Annotated in this window: 11 protein-coding genes; 3 read left to right on the forward strand and 8 right to left on the reverse strand. The window is 72.6% G+C overall.

What is annotated here, in order from left to right; genetic code table 11:
- Positions 1-18: 18 nt before the first annotated feature.
- Positions 19-1311, forward strand: a complete 1293-nt coding sequence (gene paaK / locus ABT129_RS20460) for a phenylacetate--CoA ligase PaaK (RefSeq protein ID WP_351903177.1) — start codon at positions 19-21, stop codon at positions 1309-1311.
- A 172-nt stretch (positions 1312-1483) separates the two neighbouring features.
- Here paaK and ABT129_RS20465 read toward each other — a convergent pair whose 3' ends face one another.
- From ABT129_RS20465 to ABT129_RS20485, 5 genes are all read right to left on the reverse strand, one after another.
- On the reverse strand, positions 1484-3016 hold the full coding sequence (locus ABT129_RS20465) for a fatty acyl-CoA synthetase (protein WP_351903180.1): 1533 nt from the start codon (positions 3014-3016) through the stop codon (positions 1484-1486).
- A gap of 173 nt (positions 3017-3189) precedes the next feature.
- Positions 3190-4287, reverse strand: a complete 1098-nt coding sequence (locus tag ABT129_RS20470; protein ID WP_351903182.1) for a calcium:cation antiporter — start codon at positions 4285-4287, stop codon at positions 3190-3192.
- Between the two features lie 42 nt (positions 4288-4329).
- A complete protein-coding gene (locus ABT129_RS20475; protein ID WP_351903261.1) occupies positions 4330-4734 on the reverse strand; it encodes a MarR family winged helix-turn-helix transcriptional regulator in 405 nt (134 codons plus the stop codon).
- Positions 4735-4940: 206 nt separating this feature from the next.
- A complete protein-coding gene (locus ABT129_RS20480; protein ID WP_351903185.1) occupies positions 4941-6494 on the reverse strand; it encodes an acyl-CoA synthetase in 1554 nt (517 codons plus the stop codon).
- Positions 6491-7615: an NAD(P)H-dependent flavin oxidoreductase gene (locus ABT129_RS20485; RefSeq protein ID WP_351903188.1), complete on the reverse strand. Its 1125-nt coding sequence runs from the start codon at positions 7613-7615 to the stop codon at positions 6491-6493. The genes ABT129_RS20480 and ABT129_RS20485 overlap by 4 nt, the downstream gene beginning before the upstream one ends.
- Before the next feature lie 116 nt (positions 7616-7731).
- On the opposite strand from ABT129_RS20485, the gene ABT129_RS20490 reads away from it, so the two are divergent.
- Both ABT129_RS20490 and ABT129_RS20495 read left to right on the forward strand, forming a co-directional pair.
- Positions 7732-9609 (forward strand): serine hydrolase domain-containing protein, encoded by a 1878-nt coding sequence (locus tag ABT129_RS20490; RefSeq protein WP_351903191.1) that lies wholly within the window; start codon positions 7732-7734, stop codon positions 9607-9609.
- A 240-nt stretch (positions 9610-9849) separates the two neighbouring features.
- On the forward strand, positions 9850-11853 hold the full coding sequence (locus tag ABT129_RS20495) for an exo-alpha-sialidase (protein WP_351903194.1): 2004 nt from the start codon (positions 9850-9852) through the stop codon (positions 11851-11853).
- A 93-nt stretch (positions 11854-11946) separates the two neighbouring features.
- On the opposite strand, the gene ABT129_RS20500 is transcribed toward ABT129_RS20495, so the two are convergent.
- From ABT129_RS20500 to tdh, 3 genes are read right to left on the reverse strand one after another with little or no spacing between them, the layout of a single operon-like run.
- On the reverse strand, positions 11947-12855 hold the full coding sequence (locus ABT129_RS20500; RefSeq protein WP_351903197.1) for a LysR family transcriptional regulator: 909 nt from the start codon (positions 12853-12855) through the stop codon (positions 11947-11949).
- Between the two features lie 37 nt (positions 12856-12892).
- A complete protein-coding gene (locus ABT129_RS20505; RefSeq protein WP_351903200.1) occupies positions 12893-14092 on the reverse strand; it encodes a glycine C-acetyltransferase in 1200 nt (399 codons plus the stop codon).
- A 3-nt stretch (positions 14093-14095) separates the two neighbouring features.
- Positions 14096-15130 (reverse strand): L-threonine 3-dehydrogenase, encoded by a 1035-nt coding sequence (gene tdh / locus ABT129_RS20510; protein ID WP_351903203.1) that lies wholly within the window; start codon positions 15128-15130, stop codon positions 14096-14098.
- Positions 15131-15315 lie beyond the last annotated feature (185 nt).

Here is a 15315-nt window from a genome sequence, read left to right on the forward strand (position 1 = left end):
TGGTGGAGGAGTGGCGCGATGACGGAACTGCTGGACAGCGGCGAACGGCTCGGACGCGAGGAGCTGGCGGCACTCCAGCTGGAGCGGCTGCGCGCGACCCTGCGCCACGCCTACGAGAACGTGGACTTCCACCGACGCTCCTTCGACGCGGCCGGCGTCACCCCCGACGACTGCCGCACGCTCGCGGACCTGGCCCGCTTCCCCTTCACCACCAAGGCGGACCTCCGCGACCACTACCCCTTCGGCATGTTCGCCGTCGACCAGTCCCGCGTCCGGCGGGTCCACGCCTCCAGCGGCACCACCGGCCGGCCGACCGTCGTCGGCTACACCGAGGGAGACCTCGACCTGTGGGCCGACGTGGTGGCGCGCTCCCTGCGGGCGGCCGGGGCCCGCCCCGGACACAAGGTCCATGTGGCTTACGGATACGGCCTGTTCACCGGTGGACTCGGCGCCCACTACGGCGCGGAGCGCCTCGGGTGCACGGTGATCCCCGCCTCCGGCGGCATGACGGCCCGACAGGTCCAGCTCATCCAGGACTTCCGGCCCGAGATCATCATGGTGACCCCCTCGTACATGCTCACGCTGCTCGACGAGTTCGAGCGGCAGGGCGTGGACCCGCGGTCGACCTCCCTCAAGGTGGGCGTGTTCGGCGCCGAGCCGTGGACGGAGGCGATGCGGAAGGAGATCGAGGAGGCCTTCGCGATCGACGCGGTCGACATATACGGCCTGTCGGAGGTGATCGGCCCCGGGGTGGCACAGGAGTGCGTGGAGACCAAGGACGGTCTGCACATCTGGGAGGACCACTTCTACCCGGAGGTCGTGGACCCGTTCACGGGCGAGGTGCTGCCCGACGGGGAGGAGGGCGAACTCGTCTTCACCTCGCTCACCAAGGAGGCCATGCCGGTCATCCGCTACCGGACCCGGGACCTGACCCGGCTGCTGCCGGGCACCGCACGGGTGTTCCGGCGGATGGAGAAGGTCACCGGACGCAGCGACGACATGATCATCCTGCGCGGGGTGAACCTCTTCCCCACCCAGATCGAGGAGATCGTCCTCCGTACGCCGGCCGTCGCCCCGCACTTCCAGCTGCGGCTCACCAGGGAGGGCCGCCTGGACGCCCTCACGGTTCGGGCCGAGGCCCGGGCGGGCGCGACGGAGGAGCAGCGGGCGGAGGCGGCCCGGGCCATCGCGGCGGCGGTCAAGGACGGGATCGGGGTGTCGGTCGGGGTCGAGGTGGTCGACCCGGAGACGCTGGAACGCTCGGTGGGCAAGATCAAGCGGATCGTGGACCTGCGGGGAACGGGGTCCTGAGGGGCGGAGGTCCGAGGGGTCGAGGTCATGGGGGGCGGAGGTCTGAGGGGGCGGAAGTCCGAGGGGTCGAGGTCATGGGGGGGCGGAGGTCTGAGGGGGCGGAGGTCTGAGGGGGTCGCGGTCCTGCGGGCCGAGACCCCCCGGGGGGCGAAGCCCCGCCATGCCCCGAGCGTCACACCGGCTCGCCGCCGCCGCTCTTCCCCGCGCCGCCGAACCGGTCGCGCAGTTCGCGCTTGAGGATCTTGCCGCTCGCGTTGCGGGGCAGCTCGGGGGTGAAGTGGACGCGCTTCGGGGCCTTGAAGTGGGCGAGGCTCTCCCGCGCGTGGGCCAGGAGTTCGGCCTCGGTGACCTCGCCGCGCGGGACGACCACGGCCGTGACCGCCTCGATCCAGCGCTCGTCGGGGAGGCCGATCACGGCCACCTCGGCGACACCGGGGTGGGTGTACAGCGCGTCCTCCACCTGCCGCGAGGCGACGAGCACTCCCCCGGAGTTGATGACGTCCTTCACCCGGTCGACGATGGTGAGGTAGCCCTCGGCGTCGCGGACCGCGAGGTCGCCCGAGTGGAACCAGCCGCCCCGGAAGGCCGCCTCGGTCTCCTCGCGCTTGCGCCAGTACCCCTCGCAGAGCTGCGGTGAGCGGTAGACGATCTCGCCGGGCGTGCCGTCGGGCACGTCCCTGCCGTCCTCGTCGACGACCCGGGCCTCCACGTGACGGACGGGACGGCCGCAGGAGTCCATCCGGCCCTCGTGCTCGTCGGGGCCGAGGACGGTGGCGAGCGGGCCGATCTCGGACTGGCCGAAGCAGTTGTAGAAGCGCAGCTCCGGCAGCCGGGCGCGGAGCCGTTCCAGGACGGGTACGGGCATGATCGAGGCCCCGTAGTAGGCCTTGCGCAGGGCGGACAGGTCCCGGCCGGCGAAGTCCGGGTGGTTGGCGAGGCCGATCCAGACGGTCGGCGGGGCGAAGAGGGTGTCGGCTCGGCCCGTCTCGACGAGGTCGAAGAGGACGGCCGGATCGGGCCCGTCGACGATGGTGTTCTCGGCGCCGACGGCGAGGTAGGGCAGCAGGAAGACGTGCGTCTGCGCCGAGTGGTAGAGCGGCAGCGCGTGCACCGGCCGGTCGTCCTCGTGCAGGTCGAGGGCCTCGATCGCGCTCGCGTACTCGTGGACGAGGGCCCGGTGGGTCATCATCGCGCCCTTGGGCAGGGCGGTGGTGCCGGAGGTGTAGAGCAGCTGGACGAGGTCGCGGGCGTCGCGGTCGGTGTCGTACGCCTCCGGAACGGCGAGCGCGTCGAGGAGCGAACCGGGCGCGTCGCGCAGCGTCCTGACCGCGTAGCCGTCGGGGACGCGGTCCGCGAGACCGGGGTCGGCGAGGACGAGGGAGGTCTCCGACTGCTCCAGGAGGTACGTGAGGTCCTCACCGGTCAGGTGGTGGTTGACCGGCACGTGGATCAGACCCGCCCGGGAGCAGGCGAGGAACGCGATCAGGTAGGCGTCCGAGTTGTGACCGTAGGTCGCGACCCGGGCGTACTCGGGCAGGCCGAGGTGGTGCGGCTCCCGCAGGACGGCCGCGGCGGTGGAGACGGCCGCGTCGAGCTCGGCGTACGTCCAGGTCCGGTCGGCGTAGCGGACGGCGACCCGGTCGGGGACGCGCTGGGCGCTCACGCGCAGGACGCCGTCGACGGCGCGGCTGAGGAGTCGGTCCATGGGGTGATCCTCGACGCGCCCGAACGGGAAGGTCAAGCACTTCGCCGCGCGCCGTCGCCCGCCCGGACGGCGCGCGGTGCGGAGCCGACCGTCGGGAGCGGGCGTCGGGCGCGGGCGTCAGGAACGGCGGGCCCGCTCGGCCTCACCGCTGCCCGGTTGGTGCGGGGCTGTCGTCAGGGGCTGAACGACAGGAAGACGAAGGCGGCGAAGATCGCGAGGTGGACGCCGCCCTGGAGGAGGGTGGCCCGGCCGGGGACCACGGTCAGGGCGCTCACCACGCCGGTGAGCACGAGCAGGACCATGTGGAGGGGGTCGAGACCGAGGACCAGGGGTCCGGACAGCCAGATCGAGGCGAGCGCGATCGCCGGGATCGTCAGGCCGATGCTGGCGATCGCGGAGCCGTAGGCGAGGTTGAGGCTGGTCTGCATCCGGTCACGGCGGGCCGCGCGGACGGCGGCGAGGGTCTCGGGCAGCAGCACCATCAGGGCGATGACGACACCGACGACCGCCTTGGGCAGGCCCGCCGACTGGACGCCGTCCTCGATCGTCGGCGAGATCAGCTTGGCGTTGCCGACGACGGCGACGAGGGCGACGACGAGGAGGCCGAGGCTGGTCCAGGCGTCGCGCCGGGTCGGCGGGTCGGCGTGCTCGTCCTCCGACTCCTGGCCGGGGCGCGGCACGGGGAGGAAGTAGTCCCGGTGACGGACGGTCTGGACGCCGACGAACACGCCGTACAGGCAGATGGAGGCGACGGCGGCGAAGGCGAGCTGGACGCCGGAGAACTCGGGGCCCGGGTGGCTGGTGGTGAAGGAGGGCAGGACGAGCGTCATCGTCGCCAGGGTGCAGACGGTGGCGAGCGCGCCGCCGGATCCCTCGGCGTTGAAGACGGCGACCCGGTTGCGGAGCGCGCCGACGAGGAGGGACAGGCCGACGATGCCGTTGCAAGTGATCATGATCGCCGCAAAGACGGTGTCACGGGCGTACGTCGAGGTCTTCTCGCCGCCTCCCACCATCAGGGTGACGATGAGTCCGACCTCGATGACGGTGACCGCCACGGCGAGGACGAGGGAGCCGTAGGGTTCGCCCACGCGGTGGGCGATGACCTCCGCGTGGTGGACCGCCGCGAGGACGGCGGCGATGAGGCAGAGGGCGATGAGCCCGACGGCGAAGCCCGGCAGGTCGCGCCCCCAGGCCGCGACGAGCACAAGCGCCGCCACCACCGGCCCCCAGGTGGTCCACTGCCGTGTCAATGACACCGTGCTCGAACTCATGATCCGCATCCTGCCACAAAGGGGGCTTTCGCCCCGGTTCGGTCAATCCAGGGGGTCACCGAGGCCGTGCTCGTACGCGGTGAGCGTCTCCAGGAACATCCGTCGCTGCTCCGCGTCGAGCGGCGCGAGCGCCGCGCGCCAGGCGGCGGCGCTGCGGCCGAGCCAGCCGTCGATCGCGGCGCTGTGCGCCGGCGCGATCGAGACGATCTTGCGCCTGCGGTCGGCGGGGTCCTCGACCCGTTCCAGTACGCCCTTCTTCGCCAGGTCCCCGACCATGAGGCTCACGGTCGTGGGGGCGACCTCCAGCCGGGCGGCGAGCTCGTTGACGCCGAGCGGTCCGTCGAAGAGGAGGTAGGCGAGCAGGGAGAGGTGGCGGGGCGCGAGGGTGAGCGACTGGAGCTCGTCGGGGATCCGGATCCGCTTGGCCCGCCCGACCATGCGGGGCATGAGGAGCAGCAGCGTACGGACGGCCTCGTCAAGATCCGGCCGTTCGGGGGGCTCGTCTTCCTCGCGTGCTGTCGGCACCGCGCACTCCCTCCCATTGATTTTGCTTTCAAAGCAAAGGTATCTACGGAAGAGATCCTACCGGATGACAGCGGCATGCCCGGTTCCAGACCTGCTGGGACCGGACATGTCCTGGATGGGGGCCGGAACTAGAGGGGGCGCTCGTGGCCCTCCCAGTACGGGTCCCGCAAACGGCGCTTGTACAGCTTGCCGTTGGGGTCGCGGGGCATGGCCGTGACGAAGTCGACCGACTTCGGGCGCTTGAAACCGGCGAGCCGGTCCGCGCAGTGGGCCAGGATCTCGGTGGCGAGCGCCGCTCCCGGCGCGTACCCCTCCGCCACCTCGACGACGGCCTTGACCTCCTCGCCCCAGTCGGCGTGCGGGATGCCGAACGCGGCGGCGTCGGCGACGGCCGGATGGGCGAGGAGCGCGGCCTCGATCTCGGCCGGGTAGATGTTGACCCCGCCGGAGATGATCATGTCGATCTTGCGGTCGCGGAGGAAGAGATAGCCGTCCTCGTCGAGGACGCCGAGGTCCCCGACGGTGAAGAAGTCGCCGATGCGGTTCTTCGCCGTCTTCGCCTCGTCCTTGTGGTACTGGAAACCGCCGGTGTTCATCTTGAGGTAGACGGTGCCGAGTTCGCCCGGCGGCAGCCGGACCCCGTCGTCGTCGAAGACGGCGAGTTCGCTGATGGGCCACGCCCTGCCGACGGTGCCGGGCTTCTTCAGCCACTCGTCGGCGGTCGCGAAGGCACCGCCGCCCTCGCTCGCGGCGTAGTACTCCTCGACGCACCCGCCCCACCAGTCGATCATCGCCCGCTTGACGTGTTCGGGGCAGGGCGCGGCACCGTGGATGGCGTGCCGCATGGAGGAGACGTCGTACCGCTCCCGCACCTCCCCCGGGAGGGAGAGCAGCCGGTGGAACTGGGTGGGGACCATGTGGGTGTGGGTGCAGGCGTACCGGTCGATCAGCCGGAGCATCTCCTCCGGCGCCCACCGGTCCATCAGGACGAGGGGGTGCCCGATGTGCAGCGCGGCGGCCGCGAACTGCAGCACGGCGGTGTGGTAGAGCGGCGAGCAGACGAGGTGGACGTTCCCGCCGCCCGGCCGGATGCCGAAGATGCCGAGGAAGCCGCCGAGATGGGTCTCCTCGGGGAGCCGACCGGGGAGCGGCCGCCGGATGCCGCGGGGCCGCCCGGTGGTGCCGGAGGTGTAGTTCATGACCCAGCCGAGGGTGCGGTCGGCGGGCGCGACCCCGTCCCGCCCTTCGAGCAGCTCGGCGTAGGGGCGGAAACCGGGGATCGCCCCCACGGCGTACCGGTGGGTGGCGGCGAGACCGGCCTCGTCGGCGGCGACGGTCACGGCCTGCGCGAACCGCTCGTGGGCGAGGAGGACCTTCGCCCCCGAGTCGGCGACGATCCAGGCGATCTCGGGGCCGACGAAGTGGTGGTTGACGGGGACGAGGTAGAAGCCGGCCTGGGTGGCGGCGAGATGGGCGGCGAAGAACTCGGGGCCGTTGGGGAGGACCACGGCGAAGGCGTCGCCCCGCTCGAGACCGGCCGCCCGCAATCCGTGGACCAGCCGGTTCGCCTCGGTGTGCAGCCGGCCGGCGGTCCACTCCTCGCCGTCGGGCGCGACCAGGACCGTACGGCCCGGGTCGGCGGCGGCCTGCGCCCAGAATCCGGGGGCCGTCCCACTGCTCATCCCTCGCTCCTTCCGGCGATGCGGTTGACACGGTCGACGGCCTTCTCGAAGCCGCGGGTGAGCTCGTCGACGACCTGCTGGACGCTGCGCTCGGAGTTCATCCGGCCGACGATCTGCCCGACGGGGGTGCCGAGGAGCGGATCGACCTCGTACCGCTGGATGCGGGAGACGGCCTCGGCGACGAGGAGTCCCTGCAGCGGCATGGGGAGCGTGCCGGGGCCCGCCGGGTCGTCCCACGCGTCGGTCCACTCGGTGCGGAGCTGCCGGGCGGGCTTGCCGGTCAGGGCGCGGGAGCGGACGGTGTCGCCGGAACCGGCGGCGAGGAGCTTGGCCGTGAGGGCGCGGGAGTGCAGCTCGGCCTCGGTGGTCGTGAGCCAGATCGAGCCGAGCCAGACGCCCTGCGCGCCGAGCGCGAGTCCGGCGGCGATCTGCTCGCCGCTGCCGATGCCGCCGGCGGCGAGCACGGGCAGCGGGGAGACGGCGTCGACGACCTCGGGGGTGAGGACCATGGAGGCGATCTCGCCGGTGTGGCCGCCCGCCTCGTACCCCTGGGCGACGACGACGTCGATGCCGGCCTCGGCGTGGTGGCGGGCGTGGCGGGCACTGCCGGCGAGGGCGGCGACGAGCACGCCGTGGTCGTGGGCGCGGGCGACGACGTCGGCCGGTGGGGAGCCGAGGGCGTTGGCGAGCAGTTTGATCGGGTAGTCGAAGGCCACGTCGAGCTGGTTGCGGGCGACCTGCTCCATCCAGCCGGTGATGCGCCAGCCGGAGGCCTCGCCCTCGGCGAGTTCGGGCACGCCGTGTTTGGCGAGGGTGGCGCGGACGAACGCCCGGTGCTCCTCCGGGATCATGGCCTCGACGTCGGCCTCGGTCAGTGTCCGGCCTCCCGTGGCCTCGACCTTCTTGGCGGGCATCACGACGTCGAGCCCGTAGGGCAGGCCGTCGGTGTGCTCCTGCATCCAGTCGAGGTCGCGGGCGAGGTCGTCGGGGGCGGTGTAGCGGACCGCCCCGAGGACGCCGAACCCGCCGGCTCTGGTGAGTGCGGCGGCCACCGCGGGGAAGGGCGTGAAGCCGAAGATGGCGTGCTCGATCCCCAGGGTGCGACTCAGCTCCGTCTTCATGGGCGGCAGGATGCCGCAGCGGCGTGCCGGAGGGAAGAGCTTTTCTGATGCATCGTCAGATTCTTTGCGGCGGCAGGTCGACGTTTCGCCGCGGCCCGCGGTGGGAGAGGGTGGGCATGACGGAGGATGCGACACGAGACGGACGGCTGAGCCGCCGCGCGTTCGGCGGCGGGGTACTGGCCCTCGGAGGTGCGGTGATGATCGGTGCGGTGCCGGGGGCCGCGGCCGCCCCGGGGCCCGGCTCGGGATCGGGATCGGGGCTTCCGGGCGAGGGAGCAGGGTCCGCCTTCTCGGCCGGGTCCGCCTCCTCCGCCCCGTCGGCCGCGCGGCGGACCACGCTGCGGCGCGGCTCGGCCCGGCGGGCCGGGCTGCTCGCCCCGCACCTGGACCGGCTCGTGACGGAGGCCGAGAGCTTCCTCGCCCCCTCCCCCACCCACCCCTGGTACGCGGGCGCGGTGCTGCTCGCCGGGCGCGGCGGGACCGTCGCCCTGCACCGGGCGATCGGCTCGGCCGTGCGGTACGCGGCCTACGACGAGAAGACGGACACCGGGATCGAGCTGCCGCCCGAGCTGCGGGTCCCCATGACCGAGCGGACCGTCTTCGACCTGGCGTCGGTCTCCAAGCTGTTCACCTCGATCCTGGCGGTGCAGCAGATCGAGCGCGGCACCCTGGACCTGGAGGCGAGGGTCACCTCGTACCTGCCGGAGTTCGGCGGCGGCGGGAAGCAGGACGTCACGGTCCGTCAGCTGCTCACCCACACCTCCGGGTTCCGGTCCTGGATCCCGCTGTACCGGGAGCCGACGCGGGAGGGGAAGCTGCGGCTGCTCTGGAGCGAGGTCCCGGCGAACCCGCCGGGCTCGACGTACCTCTACTCCGATCTGAATCTGATCTCCCTTCAGCTGATCCTGGAGGAGATCACCGGTCTCGGTCTGGATGTCCTGCTCCACGACGAGATCACCGCTCCGCTCGGGATGCACCGCACGCGGTTCAATCCCCCGCTCTCCTGGCGGCCGGAGATCGCGGCCACCGAGGACGCCCGGCCGCCCTGGTCCGGCCTCGACCGGGGCATGGTGCGCGGCGAGGTCCACGACGAGAACGCCCACAGCATGGGCGGCGTCGCGGGCCACGCCGGGATCTTCTCCCGCGCCTGGGACCTCGCGATCCTCGCCCGCACCCTGCTCAACGGCGGGGCGTACGGACGGGCCCGCGTCCTCTCCCCCGCCTCCGTGGAGCTGATGTTCACCGACTTCAACACCGCCTTCCCCGGCGACGAGCACGGCCTCGGCTTCGAGCTCTACCAGCACTGGTACATGGGCGCGATGGCCACGCCCCGGACGGCCGGCCACACCGGCTTCACCGGCACCAGCCTCGTCCTGGACCCGACGACCGACGCGTTCCTGATCGTCCTCGGCAACTCCGTCCACCCCGTGCGCTCCTGGCGCTCGGGCTCGGCCCCCCGCGTGGCCACCGCGAACGAACTGGCCAGGGCCGTACCCGTACGACCGGCCCGGGACCGTACGGCCCCCGCGCTCCCGGCCTCGCTCCGGCGGCGGAAACCCCCGTGGTTCGCCGGGATGGCGAGCGCCACGACCGCCACGCTGACGCTCCCCCGGGTGACGGGCGCCGTCCGCCTGGAGTGCGCGCTGTGGTGGGACACCGAGCCGGGCGCGGACCCGGTCGTCCTGGAGACCTCCGGGGACGGCGGCGCGACCTGGCGGCCGGTGCCCTTCACCACCGACGGGCGCACCGCACACCCGACGGGCACGGTCGGCGGCTGGTCAGGCCGGATCTGGCACACCGTCACCGCAGCACTGCCCGGGGCGGACGCGCTCCTGCGCTGGCGGTACACCACCGACCAGCGGTACGTGGGGCGGGGTGTGTACGTGGACGGGCTGCGGCTGCTCGACGGGGCGGGGCACCGGGTGTTCGACGAGACGCGGCCGGCCGACGGGGCCCGGATCGAGGCGAACGGCTGGGCCAGATCGGCCGATTGAGCTCACCCGGTCGGACAGCGGTGCGGACTGCGCACACGTGATCACATGAGGTACCGTCCCGACGGGAGATCTCACCGGGGGGATGAGACGAACGCGGAGGCGAGCGTCTGTCGTGTCGCCCGTACGCGGTGCTCTTCCGGACCGCGGGGGTCGCCGCAACCGGCCCGCCGACGAGCGGCACGACCGCTTCCAGGCCCAGCCGCTCCCACGCCCTTCGCCTTCGTATCGAGGTGTTCCTTCGTGTCGTCCCTGTCCGAGCGCCGCCCACCGGGCGCGCGCCGCTTCGCACTGTCCGCATGGCTGTGCGCGCTCTCCCTCGCCGTCCTGGCGGCGCTCGTCCTCGCGGTCACACCGCCGACGCGCGCGGCCGCGTCCACGAACACGGCCACGGCCGCCGCCGCGTCGGTCCCGACGCAGGTGCTCACCACCCTGTTCAAGGCGCGCGAGACCTACTTCTGCACCCGGATCCCGGCCGTCGTCACCACGGGGACGGGCGTCGTCCTCGCCTTCGCCGAGGGCCGCACGCGGCTGGACACGACCGGCTGCAACGACGTCGGCGACAACGACCTGGTGCTCAAGAGGTCGCTCGACGGCGGCAAGACCTGGGAGAAGGACCTCAGGGTGGTCGTCGGCGCGGGTGACGTGCTGGCGCACGGCAACCCCGCCCCCGTCGTGGACGCGGCCACCGGCCGGATCACGCTCCTGTACTCCAGCAGCGACTGGAACCGCAACGCGGCCGCCCCCTCGCGGAAGGGCTTCTCCCGCACCGTCCACGCCGTGCACAGCACGGACGGCGGGGCGACCTGGTCCGCGAGCGTCGCGCTGCCGCAGCTCAAGGCCGCGGGATGGGGCTGGGTGTCCACCGGCCCCGGCCACGGCATCCAGCTCGACCGCGGCCCGCACCAGGGTCGGCTGATCGTGCCGGGCGACCACACGGCGGGGGGCGACACGACCGCCGGGGCCCAGCTGTACTTCAGCGACGACGGCGGCCTGAACTGGAGCCTGGGCGCGACCACCACCCCGGTACCGAAGACCGGCGCGTTCCCCGGTGAGTTGACCGTCGCCCAGACCACCGACGGCGCCGTGTACGTCAACGCGCGCAACTCCGAACCCACCCGCTGCCTCACCAACGAGCACCGGCTGGAGACCACGAGCGTCGACGGCGGCGCCTCCTTCGCCGCGCCCTTCACCCCGGTGGCCAACCTGGACACCTCCCCGACGTTCGGCTCGCTGCTGCGGCTGCACGCGATGGATCGCGACGGCAAGCCCGACCAGCTCCTCTACTCGGGTCCCTCGCGGCTCGGCCCGAGCGCGCTGGAGGACCGGCGAGAGCTGGCCGTCCGTTCCTCGTACGACGAGGGCCGGACCTGGAAGACCGTCGGCACCCTGGTCTCGGCGGCCCGCACCGGCTACTCCGATCTGACGCTGCTGCCGGACCGCTCCATCGGCATCCTGTACGAGACGGCCGGCAACATCCCGCACGGCAACGTCGTCTTCGCCTCCTTCACCGAGACGGCGATGAACGGCGCGGCCACCGAGCTGCGGCGCCCGCGCACCGCCGACACCCGCGAGCGGGCCCCCGGCACGCCCGGCAACCACGCCGTCATCCACGGCGGAGCCGTCCTCGGAGCGCGCGGCAGCGGCAAGGCCATGGAGTTCGACGGCACGGACGACTACCTGCGCCTCGTCTGCTCGCCGTCCCTGCGGGTCGACGACAAGGACTTCACCGTCACGGCCTGGTTCCGGCACTCGGCCACCACCGGCACGCTGCCGATCGTGTGGGCGTACGGGATGCAGGGCCGGCACTTCTCGGTCCGCGCCGAACCCGGTGCGGGCAACGTCCTGCGCGCCACCGTCGGCACGGACGCCCGCGTCACCGAGGTGACGCTGCCCTCCTCCTACAACGACGGCGCGTGGCACCACGTCGTGTTCAGCCGTGGCGGCGGCGGCATCAGCCTCGCCGTGGACGAGGGCGCTCCGGCCACCGCCGCCATGAAGGTGGCGATGATGGAGACGAACACGAGCCTCACCCCCTCCGGCGAGTTCAACATCCACATCGGTGCCCGGCCCGACTTCCCCAACCAGCCGGCCGGGGTCGCGCAGCTCTTCCGCGGGACCCTGGACGACGTGCGCCTCTTCGGGAAGGCGCTGACCCCGGCGGAGGCCGCCCTGGTGCGGGACGGCTCGCTCACCGTGGCCACCGAGGACGAACGTCTGCGTCTCGGTTTCTCCACCATCTGGTAGCCGCGGCGGCCCACGGTCGGCGGGGGACGCCCCTCGCCGACCGTGGGCGTGGACTCCCGGTGACCGAGCCACCGGCCGGCCGTCGCGCGCGTCTCAGGCGCCGGGCTCCGCTGCCGCGCGCAGGGCGGTCAGTACGGGGCTGATCAGCGGGTGCTCCTCGGCGCCGCGCCGGACGGCGGCGAAGACCCGGCGCGTCGGGGCGACGCCGTCGATCGGGCGGACCTCCACGCCCGTGAGCTCCGTCCCGCGCAGGGCCGAACGCGGCACGAGCGCCACGCCCGCGCCCGCCGCCGCGAGGGCCACGACCGCGCGGAAGTCGTCGGACGAGTGCTCCGGGCGCAGCGCGAAGCCCGCGTACTCGCAGGCCAGGACGGTGACGTCGTGGCAGGGGTTGCCGGTGGACTGCCCGATCCAGGCGTCCTTGGCGAGGTCGGCGAGCGCGACGCGCTCCTGGTGCGCCAGCCGGTGGCCGGGCGGCAGGACCGCGTCGAAGGGCTCCGCGTAGAGCGGGACGCGGGTGAGACGGGCGTCGTCCTCGCCCGGAGCGCCCCGGTACTCGACGGCGACGGCCACGTCCACCTGCCGGTCGAGGACCATGAGCAGGCTCTCGTCGCCCTCGGCGTCGCGCACCCGGACCCGGATGCCGGGCGCGGTGCGGGCCAGGGCCGTGAGGGCCGGGGCCACCACCAGGCCGATGCCGGTGGCGAAGGCGGCGACCGTGACCGTACCGGCCTCGCCGGAGCTGTAGGCGGCGAGTTCGGACTCGGCGCGCTCCAACTGGGCCAGGACCGCGTTGGCGTGGCTGAGCAGGATCTCGCCGGCCGGGGTGAGCCGGGCCCCTCGGGCGCTGCGGTCCACCAGCCGGTGGCCGGTCTCCTGCTCCAGGGCGGCGAGCTGCTGGGAGACGGCGGAGGGGGTGAGATAGAGCGCGGCGGCCGCTGCCGTGACCGTGCGGTGGTCGGCCACCGCACGGAGGATGTGCAACCGCCGCGCTTCGATCATTCCCCCAGTCTCGCAGGCCGCGGGGCCCGCGCCCGCCTCAGCCCCGCAGGGCGGCGCGGGCGTCGACGAAGGCGTCCACGGCCCGGTTCACGTCCTGGGTGGAGTGGGCGGCGGAGAGCTGGACGCGGATCCGGGCCTGGCCCTGCGGCACGACCGGGTACGAGAAGCCGATCACGTACACGCCGCGCTCCAGGAGGAGCTCGGCCATGCGGCCGGCCTCGGACGCGTCGCCGATCATGACGGGGGCGATGGCGTGGTCGCCGGGGAGGATGTCGAAGCCCTCGGCCGTCATACGGGTGCGGAACAGCTCCGTGTTGGCTCGCAGCCGGTCGCGCAGGTCACCGGCGGTCTCCAGGAGGTCGAGGACCTTGAGGGAGGCGGCGGCGATCACCGGGGCGAGGGTGTTCGAGAAGAGGTACGGGCGGGAGCGCTGGCGCAGCAGGGCGACGATCTCGGCGCGGGCGGCGACGTAGCCGCCGGAGGCACCGCCGAGGGCCTTGCCGAGGGTGCCGGTGATGATGTCGACGCGGTCCATGACGCCGTGCAGCTCGGGGGTGCCGCGGCCGCCGGGGCCGACGAAGCCGACGGCGTGCGAGTCGTCGACCATGACCATGGCGTCGTAGCGCTCGGCCAGGTCGCAGATCTCGTCGAGCGGGGCGACGTAGCCGTCCATGGAGAAGACGCCGTCGGTGACGATGAGCTTGCGCCGGGCGCCGCCGTCGGCGGCCTCCTTCAGCCGCTGCTCCAGGTCGGCCATGTCACGGTTGGCGTAGCGGAAGCGGCGGGCCTTGGAGAGGCGGATGCCGTCGATGATCGAGGCGTGGTTGAGGGCGTCGGAGATGACGGCGTCCTCGGGGCCGAGGATCGTCTCGAAGACACCGCCGTTGGCGTCGAAGCAGGAGGAGTAGAGGATCGTGTCCTCCTGGCCGAGGAAGGAGGACAGGCGCGCCTCCAGCTCCTTGTGCACCTCCTGCGTGCCGCAGATGAAGCGGACGGACGCCATGCCGTAGCCCCAGCGGTCGAGCGCCTCGTGGGCGGAGGCGATGACGTCGGGGTGGTCGGCGAGGCCCAGGTAGTTGTTGGCACAGAAGTTGAGCACCTCGCCGGAACGGCCGCCCGAGGTGACGGCGACGGTGGCCGACTGCGGGGTGCCGATGACGCGCTCGGGCTTGTGCAGTCCGGCCTGCCGGATCTCGTCGAGGGTGGCACGGATGTCGTCGCGTACGGAATCGAACATGGGTCAGGCTCCCGCAGTCCAGTCGAGGATGATCTTGCCGCTCTTGCCGGAGGCCGCGTCGTCGAAGGCGGCCTCGAAGTCGGTGTACGCGTAACGCCCGGTGATCACGGGGGCGAGGTCGAGACCGCCCTCCAGGAGCACCGACATCGCGTACCAGGTCTCGAACATCTCGCGGCCGTAGATGCCCTTGACCGTGATCATGGAGGTGACGATCTTCGCCCAGTCGACGGCGAAGTCCTCGCTGGGCAGGCCCAGCATGGCGATCCTGCCGCCGTTCGTCATGTTGGCGACCATGTCGCGCATCGCGCGCGGGTTGCCGGACATCTCCAGGCCGACGTCGAAGCCCTCCTTCAGCCCGAGGGTGCGCTGGCCGTCGGCGATGGTCTGCTCGGCGACGTTGAGGGCGAGGGTGACGCCCGTCTTGCGCGCCAGGGCCAGGCGCTCCTCGCTGACGTCGGTGATCATCACGCTGCGGGCGCCGGCGTGCTTGGCGACGGCGGCGGCCATGATGCCGATCGGGCCCGCGCCGGTGACGAGGACGTCCTCGCCGACGAGCGGGAAGGAGAGCGCCGTGTGCACGGCGTTGCCGAAGGGGTCGAAGATCGCGGCGACGTCGAGGTCGACGGGGACGCGGTGCACCCACACGTTGGACGCGGGCAGGGCCACGTACTCGGCGAAGGCCCCGTCCCGGCCGACGCCGAGGCCGATCGTGGCGCGGCAGAGGTGGCGGCGGCCGGCCAGACAGTTGCGGCACTTGCCGCAGACGAGGTGGCCCTCGCCGCTGACGAGGTCGCCGACGGCGATGTCGGACACGTCACGGCCGACGGAGACGACCTCGCCGACGAACTCGTGGCCGATGGTCAGCGGCGTCGCGATCGTCTTCTGCGCCCAGCCGTCCCAGGACCGGATGTGCAGGTCGGTCCCGCAGATCCCGGTCCGCTTGACCTTGATGAGTACGTCTCCGGGGCCGGTCTCCGGCTCGGGCACGTCCGTGAGCCAGAGTCCCGGCTCCGCCTTCAGCTTGACCAGCGCCTTCAATGCAACGGCTCCCGACGTGCGTGTCCTGTGATGTGCGGGGTCCGGGCGCGGCTGCGCGCCCAAGATCCCCGGAAGAGAATCTTCCGTACGGAGCGCCCGCGGTCCATCGAGGATTTCTTAAGCGCGCTCGCAGATCAGCTTCACACCACAGGCGAGGGCGGGGCGACGTCAACGCGCCCGAACGG

This window comes from Streptomyces sp. NPDC002057 (assembly GCF_040296665.1).
GTDB lineage: Bacteria > Actinomycetota > Actinomycetes > Streptomycetales > Streptomycetaceae > Streptomyces.

Bases quoted from the DNA above. Each gene is read 5' to 3' on its own strand.
- paaK (WP_351903177.1), top strand. From the start codon at position 19: ATGACGGAACTGCTGGACAGCGGCGAACGGCTCGGACGCGAGGAGCTG.
- ABT129_RS20465 (WP_351903180.1), bottom strand. From the start codon at position 3,016: ATGGACCGACTCCTCAGCCGCGCCGTCGACGGCGTCCTGCGCGTGAGC.
- ABT129_RS20470 (WP_351903182.1), bottom strand. From the start codon at position 4,287: ATGAGTTCGAGCACGGTGTCATTGACACGGCAGTGGACCACCTGGGGG.
- ABT129_RS20475 (WP_351903261.1), bottom strand. From the start codon at position 4,734: ATGCCCCGCATGGTCGGGCGGGCCAAGCGGATCCGGATCCCCGACGAG.
- ABT129_RS20480 (WP_351903185.1), bottom strand. From the start codon at position 6,494: ATGAGCAGTGGGACGGCCCCCGGATTCTGGGCGCAGGCCGCCGCCGAC.
- ABT129_RS20485 (WP_351903188.1), bottom strand. From the start codon at position 7,615: ATGAAGACGGAGCTGAGTCGCACCCTGGGGATCGAGCACGCCATCTTC.
- ABT129_RS20490 (WP_351903191.1), top strand. From the start codon at position 7,732: ATGACGGAGGATGCGACACGAGACGGACGGCTGAGCCGCCGCGCGTTC.
- ABT129_RS20500 (WP_351903197.1), bottom strand. From the start codon at position 12,855: ATGATCGAAGCGCGGCGGTTGCACATCCTCCGTGCGGTGGCCGACCAC.
- ABT129_RS20505 (WP_351903200.1), bottom strand. From the start codon at position 14,092: ATGTTCGATTCCGTACGCGACGACATCCGTGCCACCCTCGACGAGATC.